19 protein-coding genes, 1 tRNA gene and 1 pseudogene are annotated in these 18,281 nt (G+C 66.5%); 7 read left to right on the top strand and 14 right to left on the bottom strand.

What is annotated here, in order from left to right:
- Positions 1-7 precede the first annotated feature (7 nt).
- The 3 genes from POM99_RS02900 to POM99_RS02890 form a co-directional block, all read right to left on the bottom strand.
- Positions 8-916 (bottom strand): cation diffusion facilitator family transporter, encoded by a 909-nt coding sequence (locus POM99_RS02900; RefSeq protein ID WP_277275297.1) that lies wholly within the window; start codon positions 914-916, stop codon positions 8-10.
- A 134-nt stretch (positions 917-1,050) separates the two neighbouring features.
- The gene (locus POM99_RS02895) at positions 1,051-2,829 is read right to left on the bottom strand and encodes a methyl-accepting chemotaxis protein (RefSeq protein ID WP_277275296.1); all 1,779 of its coding nucleotides are present in this window, start codon (positions 2,827-2,829) and stop codon (positions 1,051-1,053) included.
- A gap of 135 nt (positions 2,830-2,964) precedes the next feature.
- Entirely contained in the window at positions 2,965-3,951 is a 987-nt protein-coding gene (locus tag POM99_RS02890) for a magnesium and cobalt transport protein CorA (protein WP_277275295.1), read from the bottom strand.
- Positions 3,952-4,054: 103 nt separating this feature from the next.
- Between POM99_RS02890 and POM99_RS02885 the strand changes: the two genes are divergently transcribed.
- The 4 genes from POM99_RS02885 (at position 4,055) to POM99_RS02870 (ending at position 9,336) form a co-directional block, all read left to right on the top strand.
- Positions 4,055-5,572 carry a flavin-containing monooxygenase gene (locus tag POM99_RS02885; RefSeq protein WP_277275294.1) on the top strand — a complete coding sequence of 506 codons (1,518 nt, stop codon included), beginning with the start codon at positions 4,055-4,057 and terminating at the stop codon, positions 5,570-5,572.
- A gap of 76 nt (positions 5,573-5,648) precedes the next feature.
- On the top strand, positions 5,649-6,410 hold the full coding sequence (locus POM99_RS02880; protein ID WP_277275293.1) for a competence/damage-inducible protein A: 762 nt from the start codon (positions 5,649-5,651) through the stop codon (positions 6,408-6,410).
- 191 nt (positions 6,411-6,601) lie between these two features.
- Complete coding sequence (locus tag POM99_RS02875; protein WP_277275292.1) at positions 6,602-8,791, top strand: DUF3857 domain-containing transglutaminase family protein; 2,190 nt, start codon at positions 6,602-6,604, stop codon at positions 8,789-8,791.
- Positions 8,788-9,336, top strand: coding sequence for a hypothetical protein (locus tag POM99_RS02870; RefSeq protein ID WP_277275291.1), 549 nt, complete (start codon positions 8,788-8,790; stop codon positions 9,334-9,336). Before POM99_RS02875 ends, POM99_RS02870 begins: the two co-directional genes overlap by 4 nt.
- Before the next feature lie 10 nt (positions 9,337-9,346).
- Here the strand turns inward: POM99_RS02870 and POM99_RS02865 are convergent, their stop codons facing one another.
- The 5 genes from POM99_RS02865 to secE all read right to left on the bottom strand — a co-directional run bounded on the left by POM99_RS02865 (position 9,347) and on the right by secE (position 11,814).
- Entirely contained in the window at positions 9,347-9,577 is a 231-nt protein-coding gene (locus POM99_RS02865; RefSeq protein WP_277275290.1) for a hypothetical protein, read from the bottom strand.
- Between the two features lie 148 nt (positions 9,578-9,725).
- Positions 9,726-10,427: a 50S ribosomal protein L1 gene (rplA, locus tag POM99_RS02860; RefSeq protein WP_277275289.1), complete on the bottom strand. Its 702-nt coding sequence runs from the start codon at positions 10,425-10,427 to the stop codon at positions 9,726-9,728.
- Between the two features lie 4 nt (positions 10,428-10,431).
- Positions 10,432-10,863: a 50S ribosomal protein L11 gene (rplK, locus tag POM99_RS02855; protein WP_277275288.1), complete on the bottom strand. Its 432-nt coding sequence runs from the start codon at positions 10,861-10,863 to the stop codon at positions 10,432-10,434.
- Between the two features lie 194 nt (positions 10,864-11,057).
- Positions 11,058-11,594: a transcription termination/antitermination protein NusG gene (nusG, locus tag POM99_RS02850; RefSeq protein WP_277275287.1), complete on the bottom strand. Its 537-nt coding sequence runs from the start codon at positions 11,592-11,594 to the stop codon at positions 11,058-11,060.
- A gap of 25 nt (positions 11,595-11,619) precedes the next feature.
- A complete protein-coding gene (gene secE / locus POM99_RS02845) occupies positions 11,620-11,814 on the bottom strand; it encodes a preprotein translocase subunit SecE (RefSeq protein WP_277275286.1) in 195 nt (64 codons plus the stop codon).
- A 268-nt stretch (positions 11,815-12,082) separates the two neighbouring features.
- Here secE and POM99_RS02840 point away from each other — a divergent pair, with 268 nt between their 5' ends.
- Positions 12,083-12,535, top strand: coding sequence for a hypothetical protein (locus tag POM99_RS02840; protein WP_277275285.1), 453 nt, complete (start codon positions 12,083-12,085; stop codon positions 12,533-12,535).
- Between the two features lie 72 nt (positions 12,536-12,607).
- Here the strand turns inward: POM99_RS02840 and POM99_RS02835 are convergent, their stop codons facing one another.
- Positions 12,608-13,324: a class I SAM-dependent methyltransferase gene (locus POM99_RS02835; RefSeq protein WP_277275284.1), complete on the bottom strand. Its 717-nt coding sequence runs from the start codon at positions 13,322-13,324 to the stop codon at positions 12,608-12,610.
- A 70-nt stretch (positions 13,325-13,394) separates the two neighbouring features.
- Positions 13,395-13,470 (bottom strand) — tRNA-Trp (locus tag POM99_RS02830).
- Positions 13,471-13,581: 111 nt separating this feature from the next.
- On the opposite strand from POM99_RS02830, the gene aat reads away from it, so the two are divergent.
- Positions 13,582-14,376, top strand: a complete 795-nt coding sequence (aat, locus tag POM99_RS02825) for a leucyl/phenylalanyl-tRNA--protein transferase (RefSeq protein ID WP_277275283.1) — start codon at positions 13,582-13,584, stop codon at positions 14,374-14,376.
- A 35-nt stretch (positions 14,377-14,411) separates the two neighbouring features.
- Here aat and POM99_RS02820 read toward each other — a convergent pair.
- The 4 genes and pseudogenes from POM99_RS02820 to POM99_RS02805 all read right to left on the bottom strand — a co-directional run.
- Positions 14,412-14,699: pseudogene (locus POM99_RS02820) on the bottom strand (DUF2155 domain-containing protein); the annotation flags it as partial.
- A 122-nt stretch (positions 14,700-14,821) separates the two neighbouring features.
- Complete coding sequence (locus POM99_RS02815; RefSeq protein WP_277275282.1) at positions 14,822-15,235, bottom strand: NADH:ubiquinone oxidoreductase subunit NDUFA12; 414 nt, start codon at positions 15,233-15,235, stop codon at positions 14,822-14,824.
- 52 nt (positions 15,236-15,287) lie between these two features.
- Entirely contained in the window at positions 15,288-15,797 is a 510-nt protein-coding gene (locus POM99_RS02810) for a DUF192 domain-containing protein (protein ID WP_277275281.1), read from the bottom strand.
- Positions 15,781-16,362 carry a regulatory protein RecX gene (locus tag POM99_RS02805; protein ID WP_277275280.1) on the bottom strand — a complete coding sequence of 194 codons (582 nt, stop codon included), beginning with the start codon at positions 16,360-16,362 and terminating at the stop codon, positions 15,781-15,783. The genes POM99_RS02810 and POM99_RS02805 overlap by 17 nt, the downstream gene beginning before the upstream one ends.
- Positions 16,363-16,521: 159 nt before the next feature.
- Here POM99_RS02805 and POM99_RS02800 point away from each other — a divergent pair, with 159 nt between their 5' ends.
- The gene (locus POM99_RS02800; protein WP_277275279.1) at positions 16,522-18,279 is read left to right on the top strand and encodes a fatty acyl-AMP ligase; all 1,758 of its coding nucleotides are present in this window, start codon (positions 16,522-16,524) and stop codon (positions 18,277-18,279) included.
- Positions 18,280-18,281: the final 2 nt, after the last annotated feature.

The raw sequence follows: 18,281 nt of genomic DNA, 5'->3' as shown, positions 1-18,281 counted from the left end.
CCCTGCGCTACTTCGCGCTGCTGTCACGCGGGCGGACGTAGACGCGGGAGAGGATGGGATAGCGGGTTGCCACGTCGCGTTCGATGGCGAGGACGATGCGTTCCACGTCGCGCGCGGACATGCTGTCTTCGAAATCGGCGCTGATGATGGCGGTGACCATCGTCGGCGCGCTGTGCAGGGTGAGCACTTCGTGGACGCGGACGATGCCGGTGTGGGCGGCGGCGCATTCCTGGATGGCGGTGACCAGCGCGGGATCGGCGCTTTCACCGATCAGCAGGCCTTTCGCTTCATAGAGCAGGACGACCGCGAGGACGCCGAGGACGAGGCCGATGACCACCGAGGCAAGCCCATCCCACAGCGGGTTGCCGGTGAGCAGGCTGAGCGCGAGGCCGAGTGCCGCGACGACGAGGCCCACAAGCGCGCCCGAGTTTTCCAGCAGGATGACGAGCGTGGCCGCATCCTTTGTTCCGCGAATTTCCTGCCAGATGGTGCCGCGGCGGGCAGCGTTGAAATCCTTGAGCGCGGCGATCGTGGACCAGCCTTCGAGCGCAAAGGCGATGCCGAGCACGGTGAAGGCGATCAGCGGGCTGGTGGCGGGCTCTGGCTCAAGCATGTGCAGCACGCCTTCATAGACCGAGACGCCCGCGCCCAGCGCGAAGACGAGGATCGCAACGATGAAGGACCAGAAATAGAGTTCACGCCCATAGCCGAAGGGGTGGGCGGCATCGGCCGGCTTTTTCGAGCGGGCGCGGCCATAGAGCAGCAGCAGCTGGTTGGTGGAATCGACGAGACTGTGGACGCCTTCGGTGAGCATGGCCGACGAGCCGGTGAAGGCGGCGGCAACGAACTTGGCCGCGGCGATGCCGACGTTGGCGCCGAGCGCGATGAGAATCGTTTTGGTGGAACCGCCGGCCATTGGTTTCGCTTGCCCCCGAATGCTGGTTTGGGGCGTAACGCATGAGAGCCGGGGTTGGCTATCGCGATCGAGGCCCAAGACGCGAGAAAGGGGCACGCCGGGTGGCACGCCCCTTTCTGCTCCGGGAAGAGACCTTAAGCGGCGAGGCGCCGTGGCGGCTGGCCCTGGCTGCTGGCTTGGCCCCGGCCGAGATCGAAGCGCTGGACCATCTGCAGCAGGTTGACCGCGGCGGCGGACAGATGCTGTGAAGCTGCGGTCGATTCCTCCACCAGTGCGGCGTTCTGCTGGGTGATGCGGTCCATTTCGCCCACCACGGTGTTGACCTGGTTGATCGCGCTGGACTGTTCGCCGGTGGATGCGGCGATGGCGCCGATCATGTCGGACAGGCGGGCGGTGTGCTGCACGATGCCCTGGAGCGCGGACTGGGTCTGGCCGATCAACTGCACGCCATCGGCCACTTCCTGTTCGCTGGTCTTGATGATGCCGGTGATTTCGGCCGCGGCATCGGCGCTGCGCTGCGCCAGCGCGCGCACTTCATTGGCGACGACGGCGAAGCCCTTGCCGGATTCGCCGGCACGGGCGGCCTCTACCCCGGCGTTGAGCGCGAGCAGGTTGGTCTGGAAGGCGATGCCTTCGATCAGCGAGACGATTTCACCCATGCGGGCGCTGGACCGGGCGATCTCCTCGATCGCGGAAACGGCGCGAATCATCATCTCGCCGCTCTGCCCCGCATCCTTGCTGGCATCGCCGGCAACGAGGCGCGCTTCGCCAGCGGTGCGGGCGGTATCGCGCACGGATTCGGTGAGCTGGCGCACGGCGGCGGCGGATTCCTCGAGCGCGGCGGCCTGGCTTTCGGTGCGGCCGGAAAGGTCGGACGCCGCGCTGGCGATTTCGCTGGCCGCGGTACGCACGTTCTGCGCGCCCTGCACCACTTCGGCGATCACGCCGGCAAGCGCCTCGACCGTCTGGTTGAAATCATGGCGCAGGCCTTCGTATTCGGGCGGGAAGGCATGTTCGATGCGGCAGTCGAGCTTGCCATCGCGGAGGTCTGCCAGGCCGGTGGCGAGACCGCCGACCATGCGCTGCTGCACTTCCAGCCGTGCTTCGGCCTCGTCACGCGAGCGGCGGGCGATGGCTTCCTTGATCGCCTGGAGCGCGCGGCCGATGCCGCCGATCTCGTCGCCATTATCGAGATAGGGCACGGTGCGATCGAGGTTTCCGGCGGCCATGTCTTCCATCGCGGCGGTCATGCCGGCGAGCGGGCGGGCGACGCGGGTGAACGTGAATGCGATGACGAGCAGCGCGATGATCCCGGACAGGCCGGCAATGATCAGCGCGGTCTTCTGTTCGGCCTTGCCGCTGGCGAGGCCGGCATTGCCCGCTTCCTTGCCCAGCTTTTCGTTGAAATCGCGGATGGCGGTGATCGATTCGGCCAGAGCCACGCCCTTGGGGTTGAGATCCGTATTGAAGGCCTGGGTCGCCGCGGCGGTTTCGGTCTGCAGGGTGAGCGCGCGGATCGGTTCGGCCCCGGCCTTCCAGTCCTTCCACGCACCGTCGATCGCATCGAGCAGCTTCTGCTCTTCCGCGTTGTAGACCAGCGGGCGATAGTCGGCGATCATCTTGTCGACCGCCTGCTCCTTGGCGGCAAGCTCGTCGTCGATGGTCATCGCCTCGGTCGGGTCGGTGGCAAGGATCTGCTTGGCCATCAGCACCCGGGCTTCGAGCGCACTGGTGCCGAGATTGGAGAGATCGGCGAGCGAAGGCACGGTGTTGTTGGCCACCATGTCGAGCTTGGACACCACGTTGGTGGCGCCGATGTAGGCTGTCAGGGATCCGCCGACCGCTACTGCCGCCAAGAGAAGATTGGCGGCGATGGAAAGCGTCTTGATCCTGACATTGGCGAGCACAGCCATGGGTTAAACCTCTGTTTTTACCGGGCGAGCCCGGGCGATCCATAGGTAACCCATTGCCAGCAGGGCGTTAATTCCACTGTACGAAGGAAATACGAGCGCTTCGCATGCAGCCGGGAAGATGGCGTTAACGCTTTTTCACAACCAGCCGATTCGGCGAAAGCGCAGGAAAAGGCCACCGCAGACGCCGAGGATCAGCATCCATACGAAGAAGTAGCCATAGTGCCACTTGAGCTCGGGGATGTAATCGAAGTTCATGCCATAGATGCCGGCGATGGCGGTGGGCACGGCAAGGATGGCGGCCCAGGCGGCAAGCTGGCGGGTCATCTCGCCCTGGCGGTGCTGTTCCAGCAGGCTGGCGGTTTCGACGATGGCGGCCAGCGTTTCCTTAAGGCCGCGCATGCGCGCCATGGCACGGCGCACATGATCGAGCACATCGCGGAACCAGATGCGGGCTGAGGGATCGATGGTGGGCAGGTCCGCCTGCGCCAGCCGTTCGACCATCTCCTCCATCGGCCCGATCACCCGTTCATAGCGGCGCAGCTGGCGGCGCAGGCGGAAGATGCGGCGGATGGTGTCCGGTTCGGGAAAGGCATCGATCGCGGATTCCTCGATCGCCTGGGCAACATCTTCCAGCGCGTCGGCAATGGGCAGGTAGCCATCGACGATGAAATCGAGCACGGCGTGGAGCACGTAGTCCGGCCCTTCGGACAGGCGCTCGGCATCGGCTTCCAGATCGCGCCGCAGATCGGTGTGCGCGCGGTTGGAGCCGAAGCGGACCGAGATGATGAAGTCCTTGCCGAGGAAGAACGCGGTCTGGCCATAGACGATCTCTTCCCCCTGCCCCAGCGCGGCGGTGCGGGCGACGACGAAGAGCTGCTTGCCATAGACATCCACCTTGGGCAGCTGGCGCGGATTGAGCGCGTCCTCCACCGCAAGCGGGTGGAGCCCGTATTGCCGGCGGATCAGGTCCATCTCTGCCGCCGAGGGTTCACACAGGCCGATCCAGTCGAACGCGTTGCCCGAGAACAGACCTCCCGGCCCGGAATGCGGTGTGCCATCGAGCACGATGGGGAGATCATGGACCTTGCCATTGGCATAGCGGCGGGCGGCGACGATGGTCATGACACGGGGTGTTAGCGGGCAAGACGCGGTCCGCGCAATCGGGCTGGCAAATTTCAACCGATCAGTTAACATGGATGTCAGCAAGAAGCATGGGAGAGAGCCGATGGGAGCCGAATCGCGCATCGAGGCGAAGGCGAGCAGCGTGCCCGACGTCGACGTGGCCATCGTGGGAGCCGGGATCAGCGGCATCGGCATGGCGGCGCACATGGCGATGCACTGTCCGGGCCGCAGCTACACGATCATCGAGCGCCGCGAGCGGATCGGCGGGACATGGGACCTGTTCCGATACCCGGGGGTGCGTTCGGACAGTGACATGCACACGCTGGGCTTCAGCTTCGAACCATGGGTGCATGAAAAGGCGATCGCGGACGGCGACTCGATTCTGGAATACCTGAACCGCATTGCCGACCAGCGCGGCATCCGCCCGCACATCCGCTTTGGCACCAAGGTGCTGGGCGCGGACTGGGACAGCGCCACGGGGATGTGGCGCCTGACCACCGCCGACGACAGCGGCAGGCGCAGCGTGACCACGGCGCGCTGGCTCTATCTGGGATCGGGCTATTACGACTATGACAGCCCCTATGAAGCGCCGATCGAGGGCAAGGAGGACTTCACGGGCGACCTGGTCCATCCGCAGTTCTGGCCGGAGGACTATGACTATACCGGCAAGCGCGTGGTGGTGATCGGATCGGGCGCGACCGCGGTGACGCTGGTGCCGAGCATGACCGCCCGGGCCTCGCACGTGACCATGCTGCAACGCACGCCCACCTGGTACATCACCCGCCCGGCCAAGGACGGCCTTGCCAACCTGCTGCGCAAGATCCTGCCCGAGCGCACGGCCTATGCCGTAACCCGGTTCAAGAACGTGTGGCTGCAGAACCTGCTGTTCAAGCGCGCGCGCAACAAGCCGGAAGGCGTGAAGACATACCTGACCAAGCGGCTGAAGAAGATCCTGGGCGACAAGTACGACGCCAAGGCCTTTACCCCGCCCTATGACCCGTGGGACCAGCGGCTGTGCCTGGTGCCCGACGACGACCTGTTCGAGGCGATCAAGGCGGGCAAGGCCAGCGTGGTGACCGACCGCATTGCGCGGATCGACGCCACGGGCGTGCAGCTGCAATCGGGCCAGCATCTGGATGCCGACGTGATCGTGACCGCCACCGGCCTGAAAATGGCGATGGCGGGCAAGATCGCGGTGAGCCTTGACGGGATGCCGGTGAACTTTGCCGAGCACTTCTATTACAAGGGCTGCATGTTCTCGAACGTGCCCAACCTTTCGGTGGTGTTCGGGTACCTGAACGCATCGTGGACCCTGCGCGCGGATATGGACGCCGAATATGTGTGCAGGGTGCTGAACACCATGCAGGCCCGGAGCGCGGACGTGGCGGTGCCTGTCCTGGCGGCGGACCACAAGCTGGTGGAAGACAACATCTATGACTTTTCCAGCGGTTACATCCAGCGCGCGATGAGCGAATTGCCAAAGAGCGCGACCGACATGCGCTGGCGGCTGAACCAGGATTACCTGGCCGACAAGGCGTGGATGGCCAGCGACCCGGTGGAGGACGGCGTGCTGAAGTTCGACCGCGCGCCCGGGGTGGAACAGCGCGAGGCGGCGGAATAGGCCCAGCCTGGCAAAGCATGCGCAAGCGCCCATGCAGGCGCTTGCGCATGCCCGGCTTTGCGCTATCGCTGCCGGCATGACCGACGAATCCCGCATCTGGACTGCCGCGCTGATCGTGGTGGGTGATGAAATCCTGTCCGGCCGGACGCAGGACAAGAACATCGCCCAGGTGGCGACCTGGCTGGGCGTGCAGGGCATCCGCCTGCGCGAAGTGCGGGTGGTGCCCGACGTGATGGAAGCGATCGTGGAGGCGGTGAACACGCTGCGCGCCCGCAACGATTACCTGTTCACCACCGGCGGGATCGGCCCGACGCATGACGACATCACGGTGGATGCGGTGGCGGCGGCACTGGGCGTGGACGTGGTGATCCACCCGGCGGCACGCGCGATCCTGGAGAACTATTACGCGACGCGAGGCGGGGTGAACGAAGCGCGCCTGCGCATGGCGCGCGTGCCCGATGGCGCCAGCCTGATCGAGAACCGCATTTCCGGGGCACCGGGCATCCACGTGGAGAACGTGTTTCTGATGGCGGGGGTGCCGCACATCACCGCGCAGATGCTCGATGCGCTGACCGGAACACTGGAAGGCGGACTGCCGCTGGTATCCACCACGATCGGCTGCTGGGTTGGCGAAAGCGAGATCGCCGACCTGCTGCGCGAGACCGAGAAGGCCTATGCCGGCGTGCAGATCGGCAGCTACCCGTTCTTCCGCGAGGGACGCGTGGGCGCAAACTTCGTGATCCGATCCACCAGCGAGAGCGAACTGGCCGAATGCGCCACGACCCTGTCCGAGGGCCTGGCCGCGCTGGGCCGCGAGCCGGTGGCGGGCGGCATCTGATCCTGCGCGCGATCGGCCGCGCCAATTGCACCCGGTTTGGAGAAAGGGTGCGGCAACGGCTTGGCGAAGGCAGATCAGCCGCTTAGGCTCCCGTCCATGTGCAGCGCGGCCGCAATTGCCGTAAACGGGGGGCGCGATTGATCAAACGGAACGGGTGGGCTTCCTGGGCTGCGCTGGCGATCGGCCTTAGCGTGATTGCGCCAGTACAGGGCGAAGCCAGAGCAGACAGCCCGCAGAAAGCCGACGGCGCACCAGGTGCGGGAACGGGAGCGGCAGCAGGGCCCGCACAGATCGCTGAAGTGCCGATTGCCCCTGCGCCCGACTGGACCCGCCCACCACCGGCAGACACCGGCACCCCTGCCCCCGAGAACGCATCAGTACGCTTCATCTATAGCGACAACCAGGCGCTTGCCGGACCGAATTCACTGGAAACCTACACCGCCATCCGGGTGCGGTTGCTGAAACCCGAAGCGCTGCAGTTTGGCAACCTGACGCTGTCATGGACACCCGGCGCGGGCGGCATGACGCTGCACTGGCTGCGCGTGATCCGCCAGGGCAAGACCATCGACCTGACACGAACCGCCAAGTTCACCGTGGTGCGCCGGGAAAGCGGGCTGGAACTGGCCATGCTTGATGGCAGGTTGACCGCGTTCTACCAGGTGCCCGACCTGCAGGTTGGCGACGAGCTGGAATGGGCGGCGACGGCGACATCGTTTGACCCGACCCTGCGCGAGCACCGTTCGGGCATCGCCCTGTTGCCGCAGGGCGGGATGCCAGGCGCATTCCGCACCCGCCTGCTCTGGCCCGAAGGCGCGAAACTGCGCTGGCAGGCCACGCCCGATGTGATGCGCCCGGCGGCAGCCAAAGTGGGCAAGCTGCAGACCGTGAGCTTTGAAATGACCGACCCGGGCGCGCCGCCCGAAGCGGCCATGGGCTCACCGGGCCGGTTCAGCCTTTCCCGCCTGATCGAATTCAGTGACTTCGCCGACTGGGCCGAGCTTTCGCGCCGGGTGCGGCCGCTTTACGATAAAGCCGCACAGCTCAAGCCGGATTCACCGGTGCGCGCCGAGGCCGCCAAGATTGCCGCATCGACGACCGACCCGATCAAGCGCACCGAAGCAGCGCTGCAACTGGTGGAAGACCGCATCCGCTATGTCTACGTCGGGATGGATGGCGGCAACATGACGCCTGCGGACGCGGACGAGACCTGGCAGCGCCGGTTCGGCGACTGCAAGGGCAAGACCGTGCTGCTGATCGCCCTGCTGCGCGAGTTGGGCATCACCGCCGATCCGCTGCTGGTCAATTCGCGCGGTGGTGACGGCATGGATCAACGCCTGCCCAACCCGGGCCTGTTCGATCACGTGGTCGCCCGCGCCAGCGTGAACGGCAGGTTGGTGCTGCTGGATGGAACGCGATTGGGTGACCGGTCACTGGCGCAATTGCCCCCAACGCCGTGGCGCTTTGGCCTGCCGTTGACGGCACAGGGGGGCAAGCTCGAAAAGCTGGCGATGCCGGTGCCGCCGTGGCCGCAGGGCATCAACGTGCTGGATATCGACGCGCGGGCCGGGCTTGCCGAACCCACGCGGGTGACTGCACGGCGCATCCTGCGGGGCGACGACGCCATCCAGCTGGCCACCTGGCTCTCGTCCGTGCCGGCGGACCAGGCCCAGCGCGCGATCAAGGATTACTGGCATGGCGAGGAGCCATGGGTGGATGCCGAGCAGGCCAGCTGGAAGATGGACCAGGCGGCGGGGGTGCTGACGCTGACGCTGACCGGCGAGGGCGACCTGACCATCGCCGATCCGGATTACCCCGCCACCGCCGTGGGGGGACGGATACCGTCATCGGCGCTTTCCACGCCTGCGCGACTGCGCAGGCCCAAATCGCAGGACCAGACCCTGCCGTGGGTGACGGGCTATCCTTCGTTCCAGTGCTGGGCCACCACACTGCGCCTGCCCCCCGGCGGCGCAAGCGCCTATTGGTCGCTGTTCGGCGAAGGATACAGCCGGGTGATTGGCGGGGCCGAATTGATGCGGCGCGCGGGCCTGACCGGCGACATTGCCCGGTCCGTAATCAGCAGGCGATTCCTGACGCCGGAGATCAGCGCCGCCGATGCCATCGCCTCGAACGCGCAAGTGGCCGATTTCGACGCTTACCCCCTCGCCGTGCGGCGGCAGGCGCTGTTCAAGGGTGCGGCCCGCTGGCCCGACAAGCCCCTGCCCTTTACCGACGCCACGGATTGGACCGCGCCGGACAATCCCTGCATGGCCCCGCCGGTCTCGACCAGCGCGGGCAAGGCCGCTGCGCCACCTGCACCGGTTGTCTATGCCCCTCCGCCTGCACCGCCGCCACGCCCTGCCACTGCCAAGCCGGGATCGTGAAACACGCCGCCCTGGCCGGGATGGTGGCGGGGATGCTCGCAAGCGCGGGGTGCTCTCCTGCGCTCGAGCGCTTCGAGCGAACGCTGGCTGCGCGTGACAGCGCCACGCAGGCGCTGGGTGAATGGTGTTCGACGCGCAAAATCGCCGAGCCGCCCGTCATCCGGGCGCTGGCGGACAGGCAGGCAGGGGAACCCGCCAGTGCGGCCGTGCGGAGCGCGTTGGGCGTGGGTGCCGATGAGCCAATCGCCTTTCGCCATGTGCGGCTGACCTGCGGCGACACGGTGCTTTCGGATGCGAAGAACTGGTACGTGCCCGGCCGCCTGACCACGGCGATGAACGCCACACTGGAAACGAGCGACACGCCGTTCGGCAAGGTGGTGGCGCCGCTGGGCTTCCATCGCGAGCGGCTGGAGCAGCGGCGCGGGCGGGCGGCGGAGTGCCCGGCGGGCACCGTGCTGTCGCACAGGGCCGTGCTGAAGCTGGCCGACGGGCGCGCGATCAGCCTGGTGGTGGAATGCTATACGCAGGCGAACCTGCGCGGGTAGGCGAGCCCCTTCAGCGCCTGCGACGGCGCTTGGACTTCGCCGGGGGCGCGGGTGGCGGGGCAGTCCATTCCAGCGCGGCTTCGGCATAGTGCTCCAGTTCGCGCCAGTGACGGTCCCAGCCGGGGCCGCGCTTTTCGGGCGGGATCTGCGCTTCGACCTGCAGGCGCGCCGCCGTCACCGGGTTTACCGGGACAGGGCTTTCCTCGGTGACCAAGTCTTCTGGATGGGCTTCGTCGGTCATCGGGTCCTCGGCACGTGGCCCTGCGCTTTGCCCACCCCCGGCCCCTCTCGCAAGCGGGAGGGGAGACTTATCGACGCTTTGGCTTCAACGCAAAAAGGCCGGGAAGGCGTGAACCCTCCCGGCCTTTTTGATTTGCCTTCAGGCTGGATCAGCCGCCGTGGACCTGCGCCACGTCGATCTTGATGCCGGGGCCCATCGACGAGGACAGGCCGACCTTGCGGACGTACTTGCCCTTGGCGCCAGCCGGCTTCGCCTTGACGATGGCGTCGACGAAGGCGTCGAAGTTGGCGCGCAGCGCTTCGTTCGAGAACGAGAGCTTGCCGATGCCGCCGTGGATGATGCCGGCCTTTTCAACGCGGAATTCGATCTGGCCGCTCTTGGCGGCCTTGACCGCATCGGCCACGTTCGGGGTGACGGTGCCCAGCTTCGGGTTCGGCATCAGGCCCTTGGGACCCAGCACCTTGCCCAGACGGCCGACGATGCCCATCATGTCCGGCGTGGCGATCACGCGGCCATAATCGAGGTTGCCGGCCTGCATGTCTTCCAGCAGGTCTTCCGCACCGACCTTGTCGGCACCGGCGGCGAGAGCGGCCTCAGCCTTGTCGCCACGGGCGAACACGGCGACCTTCACGTCCTTGCCCGTGCCCGAAGGCAGGGTGACCATGCCACGGACCATCTGGTCGGCGTGGCGCGGATCGACGCCCAGGTTCAGCGCGACTTCGAGGGTCTGGTCGAACTTGGCCGACTGCAGGTCCTTCAGCAGCTGGATGGCTTCATCGACGCCATAGAGCTTCTGGTTGTCGCCCAGCTTCTCGGTGAGAGCCTTCTTCTTCTTGGTCAGGTTTGCCATCGGTTCAGCCCTCCACAACCTGCAGGCCCATCGAACGGGCAGAGCCTTCGATGATCTTGGCGGCCTGTTCGATGCTGTTCGCGTTCAGGTCCTTCATCTTGGCCTGGGCGATCTCTTCAAGCTGCGAGCGCTTGATGGTGCCGGCCGACGCCTTGCCGGGGGTCTTCGAGCCCGACTTGATGCCCACGGCCTTCTTGATGAAGAAGGTGGCGGGCGGCGTCTTGGTGACGAAGGTGAACGAACGGTCGGCATAGACCGTGATCACGGTGGGGAGCGGCGTGCCCTTTTCAATTTCCTGCGTGGCAGCGTTGAACTGCTTGCAGAATTCCATGATGTTGACGCCGCGCTGACCCAGCGCCGGGCCGATCGGCGGCGCGGGCTTGGCTTCGCCTGCAGAAACCTGCAGCTTGATATAGCCTTCGATCTTCTTGGCCACGGATGGCCTCCTTTCTTCCTGTTGGGGGATGGCCCCCCGCAGAGTGAGCGGTCAGGCAAAGATACGCCCACGAGGGGCGAATCCTCTTCCGCACGGAATCGCGAGCGGGACGAATCCCGTTCGTGAAGGGCGCGCCGATAGCGGGTGCGGGGCGCAAAGGCAAGCATGGGACCCGCAATGGGCCCCGCTGCCCCTTACTTGACCAGTTCGACCTCTTCGAACGCCAGTTCGACCGGCGTGGCGCGGCCGAAGATCGAGACGGCAACCTTCACGCGCTGCTTTTCGAAGTCCAGCTCTTCCACGGTGCCGTTGAACGATGCGAACGGGCCGGCGTTGACCTTGACCGAATCGCCGATCTCGTAATCCACCGCCACGTGCTTGCGCGGCTCGGCAGCGGCCTGTTCGCGCGCGCCGAAATAGCGCGCGGCTTCCTTTTCGGAAATCGGCTGCGGCTTGCCATTGTGGCCGAGGAAGCCAGTGACCTTGGGCGTGTTCTTGACGAGGTGGTAGATGTCGTCGTTCATCGCCAGCTTGGCCAGCACGTAGCCCGGCATGAACTTGCGCTCGACGGCGACCTTCTTGCCGCGCTTCACCTCGGTGACGGTCTCGGTCGGCACCTCGACAGCTTCGACCAGCTGCGACAGACCCATGCGCTCCGCTTCGGAGATGATGGATTCGCGCACCTTGTTCTCAAAGCCGGAATAGGCGTGGATGATGTACCAGCGGGCCATGATCGTTCCTTGAATCTGAAAAAGGTCAGGCGAGCTTCAGCAGCCACTGCACGACAAAACCGAACACGGTGTCGATGCCGAGGAAGAAGACCGAGAGCAGCAGCATCATCACCGCCACGAAGATGGCCGTGGTGGTGGTTTCCTGCCGGGTGGGCCACACCACCTTGCGCGCTTCGGCGCGGACCTGGTTGATGAATTCGCCGGGGGTGACCTTGGCCATCGCTCGTTCGCCTCAAGAATTGCGTCGCTTCCGCCTAGGGGACATCGCCGCCCCGGAGCAGGTCCGGGAGGGGCTGGCGATTTTTCCATGTGCGGAAGTTGCACGCATTTAGGCGAAGGGGCCGCCGATGGCAAGGGGATGGCGCTGCGATGGGCGGCTCCGCCCGTCCAGCGCTCCGTTCGCCGCATGGCGGGGGAACTGCACCAAGGGGCAAGGATTGGTCAGCGCAACAAGGGGATGGGGCAAGAACAAGCCAAGGAGAATACCTGTGAAGCATCTGATCATTCCCGCCGCCGCCCTGCTGATGGCCGGCGCCGCGCAGGCCCGCCCGATTGATGGACCGGTGGAAGCGCAGGTTGCGGGCAGCACCAGCGCGGGTGCATCGGCCCAGACCGCGACTCCGCCAGCCGGCGCTGACGTGAACGGAACCGCCAGCACCGGCACGACGACCACGACAACGCCCCCCGCAGCCGATTCGACCGCCAAGGGCAGCGCCACCGCCACCGAACATTCCAATGCCCATGCCAAGCTGAAGGGGCATGACCGCGCGGCCAAGGCTGGCGGCGATCTGGGCGCATCGGGCGAGGCCACGGGCCGCACCGCGACCGACCCGATGGGCGGCGCCGCCGGAGGCGCTTCCGGCACGGTCGGTTCCACCGTTTCGGGCGCGACCGCTGGCGTTGCGGGCGGGGCGACCGGGGCGGTTACCGGCGGCCTCTGACCTTTTACGACATCACCGGAAGGGGCGGGCAGCGATGCCTGCCCCTTTTCTGCGGCTGAAGTTCTGCCCGATTCAGCGGCGAACGAATTCAAACGCAAGAAAACCGCCGAGCCATTCACGGCGGGTGAGGCGGAAGGCGGGTGCTGCCCAACGCATCAGGTCACGCTCGTCGATCCGGCAATGATCATCCTGCAGGGGCCAAGGGTTGCGCGAAAGCTTTTCCCGGATGACGGGCGGCAAGGCGCCGAGCCCGCCATGGTCCTTGCGCGGCAGGCCAAGGCGGTAACCCGTTCGTCGCAGGGCGGCCAAAATGCAATCACCCCAAGTCGGCTCCATGTCTTCCAGCACCAGCAGGACCTTGCCAGCAGGCCTTACCACGCGCGCCAGTTCGGCGACGCAACGGGCCGGATCTCCCGCATGGTTCAGGCTCCAGAACGCCAGCCCGGCATCGAACTCGGCCGTGGCGAACGGCAGCGCCTCGCCCGTGCCCTGGACGAACTCGGCCGAGCGGCCTGCGGCAAAGCTTGCCGAAAACTGCTTCCACGCCGGATCCTGCCAGACGGCTGCCGGATCGACCACCACATGCGTGCAGGACGGCGGCAGATAGCGCCCGGCGACCCCTGCTCCGCCGCCAACATCGATCACCCGCCCATGCAGACCGGACAGAAACGCCCGGTGCGGGGCATAATCATTGTGGAGAAAGGCCTCGGCCGTGCCCGATGCCAGCAGATCGCGGTACCATTGCTCCATGTGGTCGAGCCGTTCGGCCCAATCGCCCGCCGCGTCCATCGTCACCCCATGCCAGCCCGCGCCATGATGGGCGCGCCCGCCCCAGGGGTCAAATCAATCCGGGAGAAAATGGCAGGAGTGGAGGGACTCGAACCCACGGCCCTCGGTTTTGGAGACCGATGCTCTACCAACTGAGCTACACTCCTGCAGCAGCCGGCGTTACCGCCTTGGACCGCAGCCGGCATCGCTGCCAGAGGAAGGGCCCTTAGTGGGTTGACGCGGAGGATGCAACCGACCGAAACTGCATTTTGCAAATCATGGCCCGCGAAGACCCCCAGACCATCCCGCCAGACCTGCTTTTGCGGGCCTATCGCGCCGGGATTTTTCCCATGGCGGACAGCCGTGACGACCCGGAAGTGTATTGGGTGGAGCCGCGGATGCGCGCGATCCTGCCGCTGGACGGCTTCCACCTTTCCAAATCGCTGGCGCGCACGCTGCGCCGGGGGCGCTTCCACGTGACGTGCAATACCGCCTTCGATGCGGTGATCGATTCGTGCGCCGCGCCGCGTCCGGGGGCCGAGGAAAGCTGGATCAGCGCGCGAATCCGCGAATCCTATCGGGCGCTGCATCGCGATGGGCACGCCCATTCGATCGAGACGTGGGCCAGTGACGAGAACGGTCGCCTGCGGCTGGTCGGCGGGCTCTATGGCGTGGGGTTCGACCGGGTGTTCTGCGGCGAATCGATGTTCAGCCGGGAAAACGACGCGTCCAAGGTGGCGCTGGCCTGGCTGGTGGCGGCGATGCGCCGTGGCGGGGCGGAGCTGCTGGATTGCCAGTTCACCACACCGCACCTCGCCTCGATGGGCGCGGTGGAAATCCCGCAGGCGCAATACCTGCGGCTGCTGGACCGCGCGACCGATTCGCGGCGGCCCTACTGGGGCGGGGATTCTCCGGCCGGGGCCGGTTCTTCCGCAGGGGCCGCGGCTGCCGGGGCCGGGGCAGGCGACGGCTTGCCCGCCGGCTTTGCCGCGCTGCTGGCCGATGCGGAGGAAGCCGGGCTGTCTTCCTCGCCCGGGAACTTCATCGCGCAGTCTTTGACCCACACGTCATAGACCGGGTGCTGCACCACGTTGAGCGACGGCGAATTGCGGAACAGCCAGCCCGAGAACACCTTGTGCCAGGCCAGCTTTTCCTGAGTGGAGGCGCGTTCTTCCACGAACAGCTGCACGAAGGCGCCGGTTTCGGGCGGATCTTCCCACGGCGCGGTCTTTTCGCACGTGGCCAGCTTCACGATGGCGTTGCCGATCCGGCGCGATTCGCCGGTCTTCAGCACGATGTCCTGCGTGATGTTGTTGCGCTTGTTGAGGAAGCCCAGTGTGGCGACGCGGTCTTTCACCGGGGTGCCGTAATCGCTTTCGATCACGCCGCTGGCCATGGCGACGGGGCCGTCGCTGGCCGTCGCTTCAGGCGGCGGAGGCGCTTCGGCATCGCGCTTGCATCCCGCCAGCGCCGCGGTGGCGGCCAGCAGCAGCAGCGCCCGCGATGCGGTGCGGGGCATCAGGCCTCGGGCGACCAGGCTTCGTAGTCGCCGGTGGCGGCGGCGCGCTTGCCCCCGCGCTCCAGCGCGCCCTGCGGACGATAGGCGGCCGAGGTGCCGGTGGCGTTGGGGGTGTAGTCCACTTCCCAGATGCGCGGCGGCGGCAGGTTGCTTTCCGGCGTGCCATCAAAATTGCCATGCAGCCAGCCGTGCCATTCGGCCGGCACGCGGCTGGCATCGTTGGCGCCGTTGTAGATCACCCAGCGGCGTTCGCGCCCGGCAAAGGGATGGCCCTTGGGATAGGGTTTCTTCGCGCGGTAGTATGTGTTGCCCTGCGCATCGGTGCCGACCTGCACGCCATTGCGCGCGCTGTCGAGCATGGTGCCGAAGGTGGCGCCGTCCCACCAGGTGAAGATCTTGCCGAGGATGCTCATGGTTCGGGCGCTTAGCCGCTGAAGGGGGGAGTCGGCAAGAATTGTTGTTGGGTCACCACTCCACCTTATCCCCCGGCTTCAGCCCGATCTGCGCCGCGCGGCCCGCGTTCAGTTCCAGCACCCCCGCGGCATTGCCCGCCGAAGGGAGCGGCGTTTCATCATAAGGTACGGCATTGGCGGCCACGTTGAGCACGCGGTGGTCCGCGCCGATGAAGATGATGTCCAGCCCGATCACCGTGTTGCGCATCCAGAAGGCGGTGCGGCGCGGCGGGTCCATCGGGAAGATCATGCCTTCGTCCGCGCCCATTGCGGTGCGGAACATCAGGCCTTTTTCCTGCTCTTCAAACGTGGCGGCTACTTCCACCTTGAAGCGATGCACGCCCGAAGCCGTGGCCACACTGAGCGGGATGACCTTGAGGCCGGAAACCGGATGGACGGCAGCAGCGGCCGCCTTTGCCGGAGCCTTCGTGCCCGCATCGGCGGCAACCGGCGAGCAGGCGACGAGGCCGATGGCGCAGGCGATGGCGCCCGAACGTCTGGCAATCCTAGTCCACATCTTCATCGGCCCATTCTTCCGCTTGCGTGATGCTGCCCGCATTCACCAGTGCGCGCGCGCTGGCAAGGGGATGCCCGGCGCGCAGCATTGCCGCCACCTGCTTTTCGCGTGTGACAGGATCGAGACGGACGCTCTCGCCATGTTCGTGTGAACCATGGCCGAACGGGCCCAGCCGCCGCTTGCGCGCAAAGGCCAGCGCGGCGGCGCGGGCATCGCGCCGCGTGCCCCGCGCCTCTTCGCGCACGTTCTCGGCAATGCCTGCTGCGCCCAGCGCCTGGTCTATGCGCCGCGCGCCATAGCCGCGCCGCAGCAGCCCCTGCGCCTTCGCCTTCGCGTAGCCTGCATCGTCGACATAGCCGCGGGCCACGAAGCGGGCGACCAGCGCCGGCACATCATGCGGCGCATCCCCTTCCCACCCCCGCTCGCGCAGCTTGCGCTTCAGATAGGCGGAAAGCTTGCCCGCGCTGGTGGCGAAGCGGGCGACATAGGCGAGCGCCATCTCTTCCAGCCGGGCGGCGTCGAGCGGTTTGGGAACCCGGCGCGCGCGCCGATCTGTGGACACATCATCCATGCCGCCACATTCGTGCCACAGTCGCCGCTAAATGAGAACGTCCGCATTTCGTGCCCCCTTGCGGGCATTGAAAAATGAGTCATGAGCCGTTCAACCGCGCGCCGCGAAAGGGAACTGCGACGGTTCGCGTTTGAAAAGAAAAGCAATTCGGGGTTTCGCATGACTATTTCGGATGCCGTTCGGGAGAAGGCGGTGCTTGTGCCCACGCCAAACGACGACGCCCAGCCGCGCCGTTTCTCGGATTTCGCCACGTTCTGCGATGCGCTGGACTATGCCGCGCAGGGCGAGCGCGGCTTCAACTTTCACGATCCGCGCGGACAACTGACCCGCGTCTATCCCTTTGCCGAACTGCGCGTGGATGCGCTGGCCGCCGCGCGCCGCCTGGCCGCGCATGGCGTGAAGCCGGGCGACCGTGTGGCCCTGATCGCCGAGACCGGCCCCGATTTCGCCGCGCTGTTCTGCGGCGCGATGTATGCCGGTACCTGGCCGGTGCCGCTGCCGCTGCCGACCAGCTTCGGCGGCAAGGAAAACTATATCGACCAGCTGGCGGTGCAGCTCTCCAGCTCGGACCCGGTGATGCTCGCCTATCCGGTGGAACTGGCCGAGATGTGTGGCGAAGCGGCTGCGCGGCAGGGCTGCAAGGGCCTGACCTGGGACCAGTTTGCCGAAGTCGCGCCTTCGGACGCGCCGCTGCCCGCGCCCGATCCCGAGGCGATCAGCTACCTGCAGTATTCCAGCGGCTCCACCCGCTTCCCCCATGGCGTGGCGGTGACGCACCGCGCGCTGATGGCCAACCTGGCCGGCCACGCGCACGGCATGGGCTTCGTCGATGGCGATCGCTGCGTCAGCTGGCTGCCGTGGTATCACGACATGGGGCTGGTCGGCTGCTTCCTCTCGCCCATCGCCAACCAGATGTCGGTGGATTACCTGCGGACCGAGGATTTCGCCCGCCGCCCGCTCGCCTGGCTCGATCTGATCAGCCGCAACAAGGGCGCCTCGCTCTCCTATTCGCCCACCTTCGGCTATGACATCTGCGCCCGCCGCATTTCCAGCCAGACCAACGTGGCCGAACGCTTTGACCTGTCACGCTGGCGCATCGCCGGCAACGGCGCGGACATGATCCGGCCCGATGTGATGCAGGGCTTCGTCAACGCATTCGCCGACGCCGGGTTCAAGGCCAGCGCCTTCCTGCCGAGCTATGGCCTGGCCGAGGCGACGCTGGCCGTCACCGTGATGCCGCCGGGCGAGGGCATCCGCGTGGAGCTGGTGGAGGAAGAGCGCCTTTCCGGCAGTCCCCGCGACCTTTCGCGCCCCGCGCGCTATCGCGCCATCGTCAACTGCGGCGTGCCGATCCGCGGCATGGAAGTGGCCGTGCGCGGCGAAAATGGCGAGGAACTGGCCCACCACCACATCGGCAAGGTGTGGTGCCGCGGCTCCTCGGTCATGCACTCCTACTTCCGCGATCCGGAATCGACCGCAGCCTGCATGGTCGATGGCTGGCTGGACACCGGCGACATGGGCTACGTCAACGAACAGGGCTACCTGTTCATCGTCGGCCGCGCCAAGGACATGATCATCATCAACGGCAAGAACCACTGGCCGCAGGATATCGAATGGGCGGTGGAGCAGCTGCCCGGCTTCCACCAGGGTGATATCGCCGCCTTCTCGGTAGAGACCGAAACCGGCGAGGAAACCCCCGCCGTGCTCGTCCACTGCCGCGTGTCAGACCCCGAAGAGCGCGTGAAGCTGCGCGACCAGATCCGCGACAAGGTGCGCTCGATCACCGGCATGAACTGCGTGGTCGAACTCGTGCCCCCGCGCACCCTGCCCCGCACCAGCAGCGGCAAGCTGAGCCGCGCCAAGGCGAAGAAGCTGTACCTCGCGGGCGAGATCGAGCCTTACGCGCTGGCGGCGTAAAC

Origin of the sequence: Novosphingobium cyanobacteriorum (assembly GCF_029436685.1) — a bacterium.
Taxonomy (GTDB): domain Bacteria; phylum Pseudomonadota; class Alphaproteobacteria; order Sphingomonadales; family Sphingomonadaceae; genus Novosphingobium; species Novosphingobium cyanobacteriorum.
This window is presented reverse-complemented; position numbering and strand designations above follow the sequence as displayed.